Origin of the sequence: Bradyrhizobium sp. STM 3809 (genome assembly GCF_000239795.1) — a bacterium.
Classification (GTDB): Bacteria; Pseudomonadota; Alphaproteobacteria; order Rhizobiales; family Xanthobacteraceae; genus Bradyrhizobium.
On the sequence record NZ_CAFJ01000288.1, the window covers coordinates 1 to 14,608 of the forward strand.

General features: G+C 67.4%; 13 protein-coding genes. 6 read left to right on the forward strand and 7 right to left on the reverse strand.

The genetic code is table 11. The annotated features are described in order from the left end of the window. Positions 1-39 precede the first annotated feature (39 nt). Positions 40-2,808: an EAL domain-containing protein gene (locus tag BRAS3809_RS16340; RefSeq protein WP_008963219.1), complete on the reverse strand. Its 2,769-nt coding sequence runs from the start codon at positions 2,806-2,808 to the stop codon at positions 40-42. A 148-nt stretch (positions 2,809-2,956) separates the two neighbouring features. Next, positions 2,957-4,123 (reverse strand): FecR family protein, encoded by a 1,167-nt coding sequence (locus BRAS3809_RS16345; protein ID WP_008963220.1) that lies wholly within the window; start codon positions 4,121-4,123, stop codon positions 2,957-2,959. 127 nt (positions 4,124-4,250) lie between these two features. Between BRAS3809_RS16345 and BRAS3809_RS16350 the strand changes: the two genes are divergently transcribed. Next, entirely contained in the window at positions 4,251-6,050 is a 1,800-nt protein-coding gene (locus BRAS3809_RS16350) for a ShlB/FhaC/HecB family hemolysin secretion/activation protein (RefSeq protein WP_240535692.1), read from the forward strand. Between the two features lie 59 nt (positions 6,051-6,109). On the opposite strand, the gene BRAS3809_RS16355 is transcribed toward BRAS3809_RS16350, so the two are convergent. Then, positions 6,110-7,357 carry a multidrug effflux MFS transporter gene (locus BRAS3809_RS16355; protein WP_008963222.1) on the reverse strand — a complete coding sequence of 416 codons (1,248 nt, stop codon included), beginning with the start codon at positions 7,355-7,357 and terminating at the stop codon, positions 6,110-6,112. A 210-nt stretch (positions 7,358-7,567) separates the two neighbouring features. Here BRAS3809_RS16355 and BRAS3809_RS16360 point away from each other — a divergent pair, with 210 nt between their 5' ends. Together BRAS3809_RS16360 and BRAS3809_RS16365 are read left to right on the forward strand one after the other, a co-directional pair. Then, on the forward strand, positions 7,568-7,888 hold the full coding sequence (locus BRAS3809_RS16360) for a YqfO family protein (RefSeq protein ID WP_035656469.1): 321 nt from the start codon (positions 7,568-7,570) through the stop codon (positions 7,886-7,888). Beyond that, positions 7,889-8,530, forward strand: coding sequence for a CAP domain-containing protein (locus BRAS3809_RS16365; protein WP_008963224.1), 642 nt, complete (start codon positions 7,889-7,891; stop codon positions 8,528-8,530). It begins immediately after the preceding gene. Positions 8,531-8,540: 10 nt separating this feature from the next. On the opposite strand, the gene BRAS3809_RS16370 is transcribed toward BRAS3809_RS16365, so the two are convergent. Then, on the reverse strand, positions 8,541-9,266 hold the full coding sequence (locus BRAS3809_RS16370; protein WP_008963225.1) for a Crp/Fnr family transcriptional regulator: 726 nt from the start codon (positions 9,264-9,266) through the stop codon (positions 8,541-8,543). Between the two features lie 124 nt (positions 9,267-9,390). Between BRAS3809_RS16370 and BRAS3809_RS16375 the strand changes: the two genes are divergently transcribed. Further along, positions 9,391-9,624 carry a hypothetical protein gene (locus BRAS3809_RS16375; RefSeq protein WP_008963226.1) on the forward strand — a complete coding sequence of 78 codons (234 nt, stop codon included), beginning with the start codon at positions 9,391-9,393 and terminating at the stop codon, positions 9,622-9,624. Between the two features lie 149 nt (positions 9,625-9,773). Then, complete coding sequence (locus BRAS3809_RS16380; RefSeq protein ID WP_008963227.1) at positions 9,774-10,340, forward strand: HXXEE domain-containing protein; 567 nt, start codon at positions 9,774-9,776, stop codon at positions 10,338-10,340. Positions 10,341-10,536: 196 nt separating this feature from the next. On the opposite strand, the gene BRAS3809_RS16385 is transcribed toward BRAS3809_RS16380, so the two are convergent. Further along, positions 10,537-11,136: a hypothetical protein gene (locus BRAS3809_RS16385; protein WP_008963228.1), complete on the reverse strand. Its 600-nt coding sequence runs from the start codon at positions 11,134-11,136 to the stop codon at positions 10,537-10,539. Positions 11,137-11,318: 182 nt separating this feature from the next. Then, complete coding sequence (locus tag BRAS3809_RS16390) at positions 11,319-12,902, reverse strand: serine hydrolase domain-containing protein (RefSeq protein WP_008963229.1); 1,584 nt, start codon at positions 12,900-12,902, stop codon at positions 11,319-11,321. A 140-nt stretch (positions 12,903-13,042) separates the two neighbouring features. Here BRAS3809_RS16390 and BRAS3809_RS16395 point away from each other — a divergent pair, with 140 nt between their 5' ends. Then, on the forward strand, positions 13,043-13,537 hold the full coding sequence (locus tag BRAS3809_RS16395) for a hypothetical protein (protein ID WP_008963230.1): 495 nt from the start codon (positions 13,043-13,045) through the stop codon (positions 13,535-13,537). Positions 13,538-13,851: 314 nt separating this feature from the next. Here BRAS3809_RS16395 and BRAS3809_RS16400 read toward each other — a convergent pair. Next, a partial coding sequence (locus tag BRAS3809_RS16400; protein WP_035656468.1) for a serine hydrolase domain-containing protein occupies positions 13,852-14,608 on the reverse strand: 757 nt, incomplete at its 5' end.

Consider the following 14,608-nt stretch of genomic DNA (forward strand, 5'->3'; position numbering starts at 1 on the left):
CCGGTGACGTCCATTAGCTTTCAGCAAGAGATCTGAGCCTCACGCCGCGCCGGCCTGGCGTGTCTCCTCGCCCACCTGCAGGAATCGCCGCTCGAAATCCGCGGCCGGCATCGGCTTGCCGAAATGATAGCCCTGGCCCTGCTCGCAGCCGAGCCGGAGCAGGAATTCGGCCGTAGCCTGGTTCTCGATGCCTTCGGCGATCACCGAGAGGCCGAGTTGCCTGCTGAGGCTCACCGTCGAGCCGACGATGGCGGCGTCATCGGTGCGCGTCAGGACGTCCCTGACGAAAGAGCGATCGATCTTCAGGCCGTCGAGCGGGAACTTCTTGAGATAGCTGAGGCTCGCATAGCCGGTGCCGAAATCGTCGAACACGAGGCTGACACCCAGTGCCTGCAGGCGGTTGAAGGTGTGGAGCACGCCGGGCTCGTCGTGCAGCAGAATGTCCTCGGTGACTTCGAGTTCGAGCAGCGCCGGCGACAGCTCCGTCACGGTGAGCAGCTTGCTGACGAAGGCCGCGAGATCGCCCGCCTGGAATTGCGACGGCGACAGGTTCACGCCCATGCGGATCTCATGGCCGGCAAGCTGCCATTGCCTCGCCTGCCGGCAGGCCGTCGCCATCACCCAGGTCGCGACCGCCTCGGACAGCGGCGAGGTGTTGACGACTGGAATGAAATCGCCAGGAGGCACCAGGCCGCGCGTCGGATGACGCCAGCGGATCAGCGCCTCGGCGCCGATCACGCGGCCGCTCAGGAGGTCGACCTGGGGCTGGTAGAACAGCTCGAACTCGCGGCGTTCGACGGCGAGTGCAAGCTCCGCCTCGAGCGTGAGCCGCCGCTCGAGCTCGCAGCGGATCGCGGCCTCGAAGATGACATGGCTGCCGCGCTCGTCGGTCTTGGCGCGACAGAGCGCAAGATGCGCATTGCTGAGCAGCTCATCCGCCGTCTGGCCGCTGTCAGGGTGAACCGCGATGCCGAGGCTTACCTTGACGCGCTGCTGGCGTCCGCCGGCCTCCAGCGGCGCGTCGAACAGCCGGGCGAGATGCTCGGCGAGTTCAGCCACGGTGCCGCCGATGGCCGAGGAGGGAATCGCAACGGCGAACTCGTCACCGCTGAGCCGGGCCACGCGGCCCATCTTTCCGATCTCGGCGCGGAGCCGCTCGGCCGCCGCGCGCAGGACGCTGTCGCCATAGGCGTGGCCGAGCATGTCGTTGATGTGCTGGAACGCATCGAGGCCGATCACCAGCAGCACGATCTGGTCCGACGCGGCATCGGCCCCCTCGATCATCGAAGCGAGGTCCGTCTGCAGCGTGTTGCGGTTGATCAGCCCGGTCAATGTGTCGTGTTCGGCCAGATAACGAATGCGCGCCGCCTCGCGCTTGCGTACCGAGATGTCGCGCAGGATCACGCCATATTGCAGGCCGTCGGCACCGTGCCAGGCCGAGACGCTCGCCTCGACCGGAAACACCTCGCCGTCCTTGCGGCGGCCGTCGAATTCGACCGTGGCCCCGCCGGGCAGCAGGGTTGCGGGCAGCGCCGCCTCCTCCTGCGGAAACAAGTCGTGGGCCGCGCCGTCGACTTCGGCGCGCAGGCGCGCGAAAGGCTGGCCGATGATCTCTTCGGCGCTGTAGCCGAAGATCGCGACGGCGCCGGGATTCCACACCGTGATCCGCTTCGCATGATCGGTGCAGACCAGGCCGTCGCCGATCGACATCGCGATCCGCTCGAAGCGGCTCTCGGCAACATTGCGCAGCAGGCCGCGGAAGTCGATCTCGTCGAGCGCGGTTGCAATGAGATAGGTGAGAAGGGCGATCTGCAGCAGCGACGTGTCGAGCACCAGGGCGTAGCGGTCGTGCAGCACCAGCGCGAGCGCCTCAATGCCGATCCCGATCAGCACGATCAGCACGCCGCGGCGGGCCGCGGAGAAACGCCGCCAGCTCGCCAGCATCGCCACGATGATCAGCAACAGGGCGCCCAGGGTGGCAGCGGTCGATGTCTTGAGCAGCGTGCGGTGCTGGATGATCGATTCGGCCGCGATCGCCTGCAGCACGACGCCCGGCAGGACACGGCTGTTCGGCACGCTGTAATAGTCGCCCAGTTCGATGGCCGTCGCACCGATGATCACCCGCTTGTCCTTGAGCGCGGCCAGAGCGGTCGCGTTGCCGTTCAGGACGTCGACATACGACACTTTCGGCAATGACGACGGATCGATGCCGTAGTCGATCAGGAAGGGATCGTCCCGGACGGCGTCGGTGCCGGCCAGGAAGGCTCCGAACGACTGCACGAACGTCTTGTCATGACCGTACTCGCAGTATTCGCCGAAGCTGTAGCGCCGGACGCGGCCGTCGTGCGCCACTTCAATGTTCACGAGGCCGGACCAGGCCTGCTGTTCGAACTGCGGCAGCGGCCGGTTGATGTGAATGGCGGTTCCGTGCTGCGTCGCATTGAGCTGCCTGAACGCCGGCAGAACGACCGAGCTCTTCGCATTCCGCAGCGCGTCCTGGAAGGCCCGGTCTGCCGCGGGTTCGGACGGCGAGCTGAAGTCCACGTCGAAGGCGACGTCGCGAACGCCGGCGCGCTGCAACTGGTCCAAGAGGCGGGCATGGGCGGAGCGCGGCCACGGCCAGACGCCGAGGGTCTCGATCGAGCGCGGATCGATCGTCACGACCGCGACGTCGCCGCTGGCCAAACGCTTGTCCAGCCGGAAGCGCAGGTCGACGAGCGCATTGCCGAGCAGCTCGTAGCAGCCCGACAGGCCGACGGTGAGCAGCGCCACCACGACCAGTACATGCGGCATGAACCGCCTGACCATGCCCCCTCCCGAACCTTCGCGGACCGGCTTCTGGTCCCCTGTCCGCGCTCCCTGATCCATCATCGTGTCCCCGACTGCAGGGTATTGCGTCGCCCTCGCAGCTCCTTTCAAATCTTCACGATGGCGTCCCTAGTCGGGACGCCTCGCTTCAATCCTTGTTGTGGCCGTAGGCATGACCCCGACCGTGGCCGCTGCCATTGTCGTTGTCGCTGTTGCCCTTGCCGCTGTTGCCGCTGTTGCCGTTGCCGTTTCCGTTGTTGCCGTTGCCGTTCGAGACCGCAGCGCTCACGGTCGTGCCGTTCGAGCCGGAACTGCTGGCCGACGCCGAGGGCGAACCAACTGCGGCGGTCACCGCGGCAGAGACCGACGATGCACCGGATGCGTTGCTGGCCGTCGTATTGCCGCTGGATCCCCGCGTGTCGGTCCATGCGGTGCTTCGTCCGGCACCGCCGGCCGTTGCGTTCGTGCCGTGCGCGAGACCGTGCGTCGCCTTGTGAATGTTGAGATTGACCTCGCCGATCGAGCTGGAGATCCGCACCACGATCGGCCGGCCCGGCAGGGACGTGGCAGCCGATCGCTGCGGCGAGTGGGCGGCTGCGCCCGCGCGAACCGGCCCGGCGGCGGTGTTGAGCGCGTGGATCACGCTGCCCTTGGCCTCGCGCGGCGCATGCAGGCCGTCGCGCGGCACCGGCACGCGGTCGATGGTCGGCGTGCGCGGGCGGCCCTGCTCGATCGGGCTGAAGCTGCCGGAGCCGGTCAGTTTGAGGCCGGAGCGGCCGGTGTTGAACGTGGTCGCGGCCTGCCCGGGCATGACCTGGGCGATCTGTCCGGTCTTGAAGTCGGAGACCTGGACCTGGCCGCGGCTGACCTCGACCTTGGTGTTGCGGCCGGTGATGGTGACGCTGAACTGCGTGCCCTTCACCACGGCGGCGAGATAGGGCGTCTCGACCTCGAAATGCTGCACGTTGCGCTTCTCGACGTCGAGCAGGATCGAGCCCGCGCGCTGCAGGATGGTCGTCGCCATGCCGTCCCTGGCGGCGGTGGGCAGGCCGACCTCGGAGTTCGGCGCGATCACCATCGTCTCGGCGCCGCGCGTCAGCCGCACGCGTCCATTGGGACCGGTGCGGATCGTGTCGCCGGGCTTCAGCGCCTCCTCGCGACCGAGCGACACCTGCGCGGCTCCCTGGCTCGTGACCCAGACCTCGCCGGAGGATTTGCTCACCAGCCACGGCTCTCCGTCGGCTGCGTAAGAGGCGGACGCTGCGCCCAGGAGGCACGCGATCAGTCCCAGAATCAGGAAACGCTTGGATGACATGGCATGAACTCGCGTCGTTGGCGACGTTCGAAACTAATCCAAATGTTTCAAGAGACCCTTAGGAGTTGCAGCGGTGTTTCGCGCACGCATTTACGCTTCGTTGACCTTAACAAACTAAAAACGAGGCATGCGTGCTGGTTGTGTCCACGGAACTGAGAGTACTGCGGGTCGGCGCGCCAGGGTGGCGGCCCGGCCGGCGCCGCGCGCTTATCTGGGAACCGCGTCCGCCACCTCCGTTTGCCTCGCCGTGATCTCGCTGGCAAGCGCCGCCCACGCGCAGCAGGTCAGCCAGCCGAGCTTCGATCCGCGTCAGACCGAGAGATTTTTCGACGAGCAGTCTCGGCTCGGCCAGCCGGCCCCGCCGCGGCCGCGCGCGCCGCAATTCGAGACCCAGCGTGGCGGCGGCGATCGTAAGACTTTGTTCATCCTGCGCGGCGTCACGCTGACTGGCGCCGCCGCGCTGCCCGCCGATCAGCTCGCAACGGTCTATCAACCCTATATCGGAAAGCCGGTCTCGCAGGCCGATCTCGCCGCCATCGCCACCGCGATCGGTGATCAGTATCGCGCCGCGGGTTTTCATCTCAGCCGCGCGATCGTTCCGGCCCAGGACATCGGCGACGGCCGGGTGCGGATCCAGGTCATCGAGGGCAGCATCACCGAGGTGAGCCTCAAGGGCGATGGCGCGGAGGAGTTCGGCATCCGCCCGCTGTTCGGTCCGGTGCTCGCCGAGCAGCCGTCCCGGCTGGCCACGCTCGAACGGCAGCTGATGCTGGTCAACAGCCGCGGGGGCGTGCGCCTCGTCGATTCCACGCTGGAGGAGATCGGTGGCACCACCGGCCGCTTTCGCCTCGTGCTCGAGCTCAAGACCTGGCACGTCTACGGTTTTGCCGGCGTCGACAATTTCGGCTCGTCCACCGTCGGCCCGTGGCAGAGCTACGCCACCGCCGCGTTCAACTCCTATCTGCTGCCGGGCGATACGCTGACCGCCAACCTGTCGACGACGCCCGGCGACCCGCGCCAGCTCGCCTTCGGGCGGCTGTCCTACGACGTGCCGATCGGCACCGACGGCTTTCATGTCGGCGCCTCGGCGCTGTACAGCGAGGTGCGGCCGGGCGACGCCAGGCGCCTGGTCAACGACAACACGGTGACCGAGACGGTCGAGCTGCGCGGCGGCTTCGCGCCGATCCAATCGCAGCGCAGCTCGCTCAACCTGACGATCGCGGCCGGCTTCAGCGACGTGACCGAGCGCGACCTGTTCGGCATCTGGTATCGCGACCGCATCCGGACCTTGACCTTCACCGGAGACTATCGCTGGAAGGACGATGTCGGCGGCGACAACTATCTGACCTTGGCCTATCGCCAGGGCCTCAACGCGCTCGGCGCCACGCCGGCCAGCGACTCCATCTCCTCGCGGGACGGCGCCTCGCCGAGCTTCTCCGTCGTCAATGGCTGGTTCGCGCGCTACCAAACGCTGTCGGATGCGTGGTCGCTGAAGCTCGCCGCCGCCGGCCAGCTCGCCTCGGGTCCGCTGTACAATTCACAGCAGTTCTATCTCGGCGGCCTGTCCTATGGCCGCGGCTATGGCAGCGCCGAGATCAGCGGCGACAACGGCGTCGCCGGCACGGTCGAGGTGCGCTTCGAGCAGAAGCCGGACTGGGCCTATCTCAAGAGCTATCAGCTCTACAGCTTCTTCGATGCCGGGCTCGCCTGGAACTATGGCTTCCGGCCGTCCGACGGCGTGGCGCTGACCTCGGTCGGCGGCGGCGTGCGCTTCACCTTCCCGAACGACTGGCGCGCCGATCTCGGCGTCGCCGTCCCGCTCGGCTATCGCGCGCCCGACAATTCCACCCGCGGCGCGCGGCTCTTGCTGTCGCTGTCGAGCGTGCTCAAGCTGTGCCCGCAGCGCGGGCAGGGGCCGTGCATCTAGAGCATGATCCGGAAAGCCGGGAACCTGTTGTCCGAAAGGATCATGCTCCGAGCGATCGATCAGACCGGCTTGCCATGGCCGTGGAACAGCCGGCCCTTCTCGGTGACCAGCACGAGCACCAGCGCGGTCGCGGTGCAGGCGAGGAAGCCGGTGGCGAACGGCAGCGGCGTGCCGTCGAAGGCCTGGCCGACCACGGCGCCGGCGGCCATGCCGAGCAGCGTGGTGATCGAGCCGTAGAGCGACGACGCCGTGCCGGCATTGGCGCGCTGCGGCTCCATCGCGAGCGCGGTGAAGTTCGCGAACATCAGGCCGAACGAGAACATCATCGCCGCCGACAGCACCATGAACAGCCACAGCGGCAGCGCGCCGAGCGACGCCGCCGTGAAGCAGGCGAGCGCGACGGCGACGCAGCCGACCAGCGCGCTGTGCGAGATCTTGCGCATGCCGAGCCGGCCGACCAGCCGGGCATTGAGGAAGCCGGCAACCGCGATGGTGGCGGAGATCGCCGCGAAGGCCAGCGGGAAGTAGTGGCCGAGATGATAGACGCCGGTGAACAGCTGCTGCGACGACAGCACATAGGCCAGCACCGCGCCGAACATGCCGCTGGCGGCGAGCGCGTAGCCGAGCGTCTGACGGTTGGTCAGCGTGGCGCGGAACGCGGCGCTGATCGCCGTCACGTTGAACGGCTTGCGCTCGTTCTCCGGCAGCGTCTCCGGCAGGCGGAACACGGTCCACAGCAGCGCGATGACGCCATAGACGGTCAGCACGACGAAGATGCCGCGCCACTGCGTCAGCAGCATCACCGCCTGGCCGAAGGCCGGCGCGACCACGGGGACGGCGATGAACACCATCATCGCCAGCGACACCACGCTCGCCATGCGGCGGCCGGCATAGCAGTCGCGCACGATCGAGGTCGCGATTACGCGCGTCGCGGCAGTGCCGAGACCCTCGAGCACGCGCGCCAGCAGCAGCGTCTCGAACGACGGTGCGGCGAGCGCCAGCAGGCTGGCGATGACGTAGAGCACCATGCCGCCGAGCAGCACGGGCCGGCGGCCGAAGCTGTCCGACAGCGGGCCGATCGCGAACTGGCCGACGCCGAAGCCGATCACGAAGGCCGACAGCACCATCTGCACCCGGTTGGCGGTGCCGATATGGAACGCCGAGCCAATGTCCGGCAGCGCCGGCAGCATCATGTCCATGGCCAGCGGGTTCAGCGCCATGATCGCCGCGATCACGATGACGAACTCGGCGAAGGCCATCGGCTTGTGGCGGACGATCTCGAGGCTGTCGGCACTGGTGTCGGTCAAGGCGCTGATCTTCCGTGATGCAGGGGGCGGGTCCTGACCGCGATCTGTATCGGAGTTGCTGCGATGCACAAGACGCGTTTCGGAATGGCTGGTCATCGGCCGGATGCGCCCGCGCTGGCGCGATTGTGACCGGGTGTGAGCCGGTGAAAATTGCGCCAGTTGCAGCGCGATGGTAACGCGCGTGTGATCATCCAGCAGGTGCACAGGCGCATGCAGACCTACAAGATCGTCGTCTATGTCCCCACGGCCGATGCCGAGGCGGTTCGCAACGCGATGGGCGAGGCCGGCGCCGGGCGGATCGGCAACTATTATCACTGCTCGTTTACCATGACCGGCACCGGCCGCTTCCGTCCGCTCGCCGGCGCCAATCCGGCCATTGGTGCGGGGGGCCGCCTGGAGGCGGTCGCGGAGGACCGCATCGAGACCGTCTGCGCCGAGGACCGGCTGAAGCCGGTGCTGACGGCGATCCGCGCCGCTCACCCTTACGAGGAGCCGGCGATCGACGTCCATCCGCTCGTGGTGGTCGAGTAGATGAAGGCGCTTCGTTTCATCGGCGCGGCGCTGGCCGCGGCCCTGATGGCGCTGTCGGCTCCGGCGCTGGCGCAGGACTCCTCGCCGGCGGGGCAGATCTCGGCGTTCCGCCTCAAGAACGGCGAGGGCCGCGTGACCCGCGACGCCACGCTCGACCGCATCGCCATGGAGCAGGCGCGGGCGATGGCCGAGAAGGACGATCTCAGCCATGAGGTGCTGGGGCCGTTCACGCGCCGTGTCGCGCCGTCGCAGGCCGGCCGCGCCGCCGAGAACATCGCCTATGGCTACGACAGCTTCGACAAGACGCTCGGCCAATGGATCAACTCGGCCGGCCATCGCAAGAACCTGCTGCTGCCCAAGGCCACCAGGGTCGGCATCGCCAGCGCGAAGACCGCCAGCGGCAAGCGCACCTATTGGGCGATGGTGATCGCCGGCGACTACGAGGCCGACAAGCCGAAGCCCGCTCCGAAGAGCAAGGGCAAGGCGGTCGTGGCGCAGAAGAGCGGCGGCAAGACGGATATCAAGACGGACGTCAAGGCCGACGGCAGGACCGAGGCGACGTCGCAGACGCGCTGGGGCGCCAAGCCTTCCGCCGGCAAGGACTGCCACCTCAACATCAAGCTGATCAACCTGTGCATCTGAGCAGCGCGCTTCAGCGCGGCTGCCGCTTCAGGTGCAGATAGCCTGGATCGAACTCGCCGATCGCGCACAGCCGCTGCCAATTGTGCACCGACAGCGTGCCGCTGCGGAAATCGACCGCGCGGCTGGCGCGCAGCTCGACCAGGGTGCGGTTCACCGTCGCGATCGCCATGCCCAGGGTCTCGCCGAGCTGCACCAGACTGACCGGCAGCAGCAGCTCATCGCCGTCGACATGCCCAAGCGCACGGGCGCGATAGAACAGCTCGCAGAACAGATGCGCCATCCGCGCCGGCTTGGCCCGCGCGCTGTTGTTGGTGATCGCCTCGCGGAAGATCGACGCATCGATCAGGGTCTCGCGCCAGATCGCAAATCCGAGCATCGGGCGCCGGCTGATCGCGCGCGTCAGCTCCTTGTGGGCGACGCCCGCCACCAGCGCCGGGCCGATCGCGCAGACGGCGTGGTCCATGCGGTCGAGGAACAGCGCCTGCGCATCCGGCCAGTCGCCGGCCATGTGGAACGACAGATACTGGCGTCCGCCGCCCGGCAGCAGATGATAGCGCGCGACCCAGCCCGACATCACGACCACCGATTTGTCCGGCTCGTCGCCCTGGCGGATCAGGTCCTCCTGGTCGGTCAGCTCGCGCGGCGCGAAGGCGAAGCCCCTGATCTCGGCGACGTCGTCGGCCGACAGCCGCGAATGTTCCTTGAGCTTGTTGATGACGATCTTGTCGGCATCCATGCAAATCGCGCCCGCTGCTGCTCAGCTCGTATCAAATGAGACGACGGAGCCCGCGCGTCCGACTAAAGTCGGTGTCAGAGGATGCGGATGCAGAAGTGCCGGTCGCCGCATCGGGAGAACAGCCGTGCCCCACATCGCGTTCCTCTCCCGGCTCCGCCGATGGCTCGGCGGCTCGGACGCCCATCTTGAGACCATCGCGGCCGCACTGGCGGAGGGGCGGCTGCGCCAGCCCGCGCACCCGATGTCCGATCAGGAGCTGTCACAGGCGATCCGCGAGTTTCAGGCGCTGCCGCCGACCGATGAGAGCCTCGAGAAGCTCGCGCGGCGGCTGGCCGAGAACGAGCGGAAGGCTCATTAGTCCGAAGGACCGCGTCTGCGGCTGCAACGGCACCAGCACGCGCGTCCCGAGTTCCATCGCGCGATCGGAGATGCGCGACGCCAGGGCGCATCCGTCTCACCGGGGGAACCCGGCTTGGCAACGCCGCTCGATTCGCGCATCAAGGGGCCATGATCGATCTCCTTGCCCGACACTGGGTGGCCGGCGCCGTGTTCATGGCGGCGGCGCTGCTGGCGCTGGCGCCGTTGTTGGCGGCCGACTGGCCGCTCGCCCTGCTGCTGATCTTCCTGCATTCGCCGGGCTACATGATCCACCAGGTCGAGGAGCACACCGGCGACCGCTTCCGCAGCTTCGTCAACCGCGTGATGTTCGGCGGCCGCGAAGCGCTGACGACCGGCGACGTGCTCTGGGTCAATTGCGGCGCGGTGTGGGGCATCGACCTTGCCGCGCTCTACGTCGCCTGGATCGCCGGACCCGGCTGGGCGCTGGTCGCGCCCTATCTGATGCTGGTCAACGCGGCCGGCCACATCGGCCCGGCGCTGCGCTTCCGCGGCTACAATCCTGGCCTCGTCACCGGCATCGTCCTGTTCATTCCGCTCGGCCTCGCCACGGCGCTCACCATCCCGGCCACGGCGGCCCAGCATGCGCTCGGCTTCGGCCTGTCGCTGCTGTTGCACATCATCATCGCCGCCAGCGCCATCCGCCGCGCCCGCGGCGCAGCGCCGGCCAAGGCGTAGGACGCCGACAAAGATATGTAGGGTGGGCAAAGGCGCGCCTCGGTGCCGCTGATCAGTCCGCGCTGTCACGCGCGCCGTGCCCACCATTGCGGATCGAGTCGGCCTCATGATGGTGGGCACGCCGCGCGCGACAGCGGCGCACAAGACTCGCATCACGGCGCGCCTTTGCCCCCCCTACGCCGTCCGGCCGCGGCGCTCAGCCGCGGCCCTTGTTGTCATTGTGATCCTGATACTGCTCGGTCTCGATCCAGCGGCCGTCCTGGCCGCGCTCGCGCGAGCTTCCGGTCTTGTCGCGGTTCGACAGCACCATGTTGTCGCCGACCAGATCCTCCTGCAGGTCGGTCATCGCGCCGCCGCCGTCGCCCTTGGCCTTGATGCGCGCCGCGGACGCGCCTTCGGCGTTGCTCGGCCTGGCATCGGCCACGCGGCTGCGAGCCTGATCGCGCTCGATCTCGCGCGCGAGCTGATCGGCATCCGGATGGTCCGGCTTGCGTTCGAGCATGCGCAGCTGCTGCTCATGCGTCTTGCGGCCCTGCAGCTCCTTGTGCCGCGGCGGCTGGTCGCGATCATGTTGCGGCGGCCCGCGCCGGCGATCCATCACCTCGGCCTTGTCGATGCCGCCCTGCGCATTGGTGTCGTTCTCGACGTCGCCTTCGATGGTGTTGGCGCCTTCGATCTCCGCGAGGTCATCGAGGCTCGCCTGCGCCATCGTGACGCCCTTGGAGCCGCCGATCAGCGGATTGCGCACGAGATCGACATTGCTCGGGCGCGGCATCTTCGGATGCTTATTGCTCATCGGCTGCCCCTTTTCTGGAGAGGGCCGCCCCTGGTCTGGGTCGAGGTGGACATGATCGGTTCCTCGCGTTTCCAGCCGGTCGCAGACCGGCTTGCTTACGAGAGACCAACGCGAGCCCCGCGGCGGGGTTCTCACGACAACATGGATTGATCATGCCGCGGAACATGCCATGACGCACGCTGTCAGCGCCTGAAACCTAATTGGACTGAGGTCTCAGCCCGGCCCTCGACCGCGACGTCCTTGCCGTAGCGGCCCTTGGTCCGGAACGTCACCTTGTCGCCGTCGAAGCTGAGCCGCCAGTTGCGCTCCTCGCCCTGGCCGATGAACTGCACGTCGATGGCGAAGGTCGTGGCGTCGACCCAGCTGCCCTTCATCGCGCGGTAGACGAAGGGTTGCCACGGGTTGGGCGGCGCGGTCTTGCGATAGAGGCCGTCGAGGCCGATCGGACTCTGCAGATGCACCGTGCCGCCGGAGCGGTCTCGCGACGGGATGTCCCAGGTGACCTGCGGGTCGGCTCCAATCAGGTCGAGCTTGATCGTGTTGATGCCGAGCGGACCGGGCGGAAAGCTGTAGGTCCTGCCCGAGATCGCCGCCGCGATGTCCGGCACGGCCCCGACCGGGCCTCGCGCTTCCGTCGCCGCCGCGCGGACGGCCTCGGCGAGCGCGGCCGCCGCATCCGGCGCCGCCGGCAGACCGCTGTCGGATGTGACGGTGCCGGCAATGGCGTTGGCGACCTTGCGGAACGGACAGAAGTCGCGCGCGGTCATCACAGCCACGATGTCGCGGCCGGGTTGCACCATGATCACCTGGCAATGATAGCCGACCGCCATGAAGACGTTGGCGTCCGGCAGCGCCCAGAACTGGTCGGCGTAGCGCAGGCCGGGATCGAACGTCGCGTTCATGCTGACGGTGGCGTGGTTGACGGCCTCGATCCAGTCGGGCGGCAGCAATGGCTGCGCGCCCCAGCGGCCGCCCCGCAGATAGAGGTAGCCGATCTTCGCCATGTCGCGCGGCTTCAGCGCCAGCCCGAAGCCGCCGCTGGAAATGCCTTGTGCGTCCTTGAACCAGGCGTGCTCGGTGATGCCCAGCGGCCCGAACAATCTCTCCTTCGCGAAGTCATCGGCGCTCTTGCCGGTGAGCTTGGTGACGATCGCGGAGAGCAGATGCGAGTTGCCGCTGTTGTAGTAGAACGTCTCGCCCGGCGCATGCGCCATCGGCCGGTCGAGGATGTACTGCACCCAGTCCGGGCTGCGTCCCATCTCGTAGAGGGATGTCTCGGCGCCGCCATTGTAACCCTCGTCCCAGTCGAAGCCGGCGGTCATGTTGAGCAGGTGCTGCACGGTGAGCGCCTGCTTGCGCGCGTCGACATTGTCGATCTTGCGATCCTTGAAGAGGTCCAGCACCGGATGATCGAGGCTGTCGAGCGTCCCGTCCTTGAGCAGCATCGCGATCAACGTCGCGACCACCGCCTTGGTCGAGGAGTTGACGATGTGCAGTTGATCAGCGCTGTAGGGCGCGTAGGAGGCATCGAGCACGATCCGGCCATGACGCGTGATCAGCAGGCTGTCGAACCGCATCGCCTTGCCCATCGCGACGAGCTTCGCCAGCGCGGCGGAATCCATGCCTTCTTCTTCAGGCGTGGCGGTCGCCCAATCGGGTTGGGGGAAGCCGGCGAGGCCCGTGTCCTCGGCGAAGGCTGCGCCGGTGAACAGCCGGGCTACCAGCAGCGCCGAGAACAACCAGAGGCCAGTCTTGAGACGCGCCATGTCGAATGTCTCCGATGAGCGACATTCAGGATATGGTATCGGAAGACCGCAATCCATCAAAGATTGTGTGATGGGCAGCGCGCACGTCGCAAAAGCGGCCGATTGCTCGGGCGTAGATTACGATGAGGAATCAAGTCGCCATGCAGACCAGTAAGCTTCGACATCTTCGTCGCGTCTTTGACATTGTCGCATTTTCCGTCGCGGCTCTGCTCACGATCATGGCGCGACCTGCCTGCGCCGACGGCGAACGTGTGATCGCGGTGCCCGAGCTGCGCGCGCTGACCCCCGAGGCAAAGGAGGACGCGACCCGTCTGCCGATCGCGCTACGTGCGCGCTTCCAGGCCCTCCCGTCCCTCCGCGTCGTCGAAGAGCCGGTCCCGATGGCGAGCCCGGATCGGCCGGATATTCTCCTGCCGGCCTTCGGTCAGCTGCGCGATCGGCGCCTGGATATCGTGCTGGTCGGCAATGCCACGGTCCTCAGCGACGGCCGTCACAAAGTCACGCTATGGATCTGGAACGTCGAGAAGCAAACCCAGCTCCTCGGACAACAATATGTGTTCGGCGCACACCCGGGCCACGAACAGGAGATTGCCGATCTCGTCGGGGAACGGCTGCTGGACGCTCTCAAGGATTAGAGCGGCCAGAACAGCCATGAGGTTGTTTCCGAAAGGCGCTCTCTGAGTCTGTCAGTCATAGCAATCAGTCAGGGACTTCAGCAGACGGAAAGATCGTCACTCCTCACCCTGAGGAGCCCGCCGCAGGCGGGCGTCTCGAAGGGCGAGGCCCGTATCGGGGCCTCATGGTTCGAGACGCGCCGCGAGCGGCGCTCCTCACCATGAGGGTTAAGCGCGGAGGTCGAGGCTGCACATCGACTGTAAGCATGTTGCTGATGGAGAGTCCGGCGAACGTCCTCCCGTCGATCATCGAGCTCGCGGTCCACAGGCCGCTCCTACTCGATCAGCGCCTGGTAGACGAGGTTGCGCAGCAGCGAGCGATAGCGCGGCGCCTGCGGCGGCGGCACTTGCATCATCAGCACGGCGACGAGCTTCTCCTCCGGGTCCACCCAGAACGCGGTGCCGTAGAGACCGACCCAATAGAACTCGCCGACCGATCCCGGCAGAGGATTGCGCCCGGACTGGGTTCGAACCGCGAAGCCCAAGCCGAAGCTCTGGCCATCCTCGGGCGTGGGCGCGGTGGCCTGCGGATGGAAGCCCAGCAGCGTGACCGGGCTGAAGGCGATGCCGGGCGGCAGATGATCCGACGTCATGAACGCGACGGTCTTCGACGCCAGCAGGTGCTTGCCGCTCCATTCGCCATGGTTGAGCAGCATCTGCGCGAACTCCGCATAGTCGGCGGCCGTCGACACCATGCCGCCGCCCCCGGACATCCAGTTCGGCTGCTTGGTCACGTCGGCCATCGGCGGCCGCTTGCCGGTTGCGGGATCGACCTGCGGTTCGGCGATGCGCGCGGCCTTGGCCTCGCCGACGGTGAAGCCGGTGTCGGTGAGCGCCAGCGGCTTGCTGATGCGCTCGGCGATGAACTGATCGAGCCGCTGGCCGGAGACCACCTCGACGATGCGGCCGAGCACATCCGTCGACATGCTGTAGTCCCACGTCGTGCCCGGCTGGGCCGCGAGCGGGAGCTTCGACAGCTTGGTGATGAGGTCGGCCGATGTCTGGGTGGGATCGAACAGATTGGCGTTGTTG

What these genes read in the sequence shown, in the direction of transcription:
- BRAS3809_RS16380 (WP_008963227.1), top strand. Translation starts at nt 9,774, where the DNA reads ATGATCGATCTCCTTGCCCGACACTGGGTGGCCGGCGCCGTGTTCATG.
- BRAS3809_RS16395 (WP_008963230.1), top strand. Translation starts at nt 13,043, where the DNA reads ATGCAGACCAGTAAGCTTCGACATCTTCGTCGCGTCTTTGACATTGTC.
- BRAS3809_RS16390 (WP_008963229.1), bottom strand. Translation starts at nt 12,902, where the DNA reads ATGGCGCGTCTCAAGACTGGCCTCTGGTTGTTCTCGGCGCTGCTGGTA.
- BRAS3809_RS16340 (WP_008963219.1), bottom strand. Translation starts at nt 2,808, where the DNA reads ATGGTCAGGCGGTTCATGCCGCATGTACTGGTCGTGGTGGCGCTGCTC.
- BRAS3809_RS16370 (WP_008963225.1), bottom strand. Translation starts at nt 9,266, where the DNA reads ATGGATGCCGACAAGATCGTCATCAACAAGCTCAAGGAACATTCGCGG.
- BRAS3809_RS16345 (WP_008963220.1), bottom strand. Translation starts at nt 4,123, where the DNA reads ATGTCATCCAAGCGTTTCCTGATTCTGGGACTGATCGCGTGCCTCCTG.
- BRAS3809_RS16385 (WP_008963228.1), bottom strand. Translation starts at nt 11,136, where the DNA reads ATGAGCAATAAGCATCCGAAGATGCCGCGCCCGAGCAATGTCGATCTC.
- BRAS3809_RS16365 (WP_008963224.1), top strand. Translation starts at nt 7,889, where the DNA reads ATGAAGGCGCTTCGTTTCATCGGCGCGGCGCTGGCCGCGGCCCTGATG.
- BRAS3809_RS16350 (WP_240535692.1), top strand. Translation starts at nt 4,251, where the DNA reads ATGCGTGCTGGTTGTGTCCACGGAACTGAGAGTACTGCGGGTCGGCGC.
- BRAS3809_RS16360 (WP_035656469.1), top strand. Translation starts at nt 7,568, where the DNA reads ATGCAGACCTACAAGATCGTCGTCTATGTCCCCACGGCCGATGCCGAG.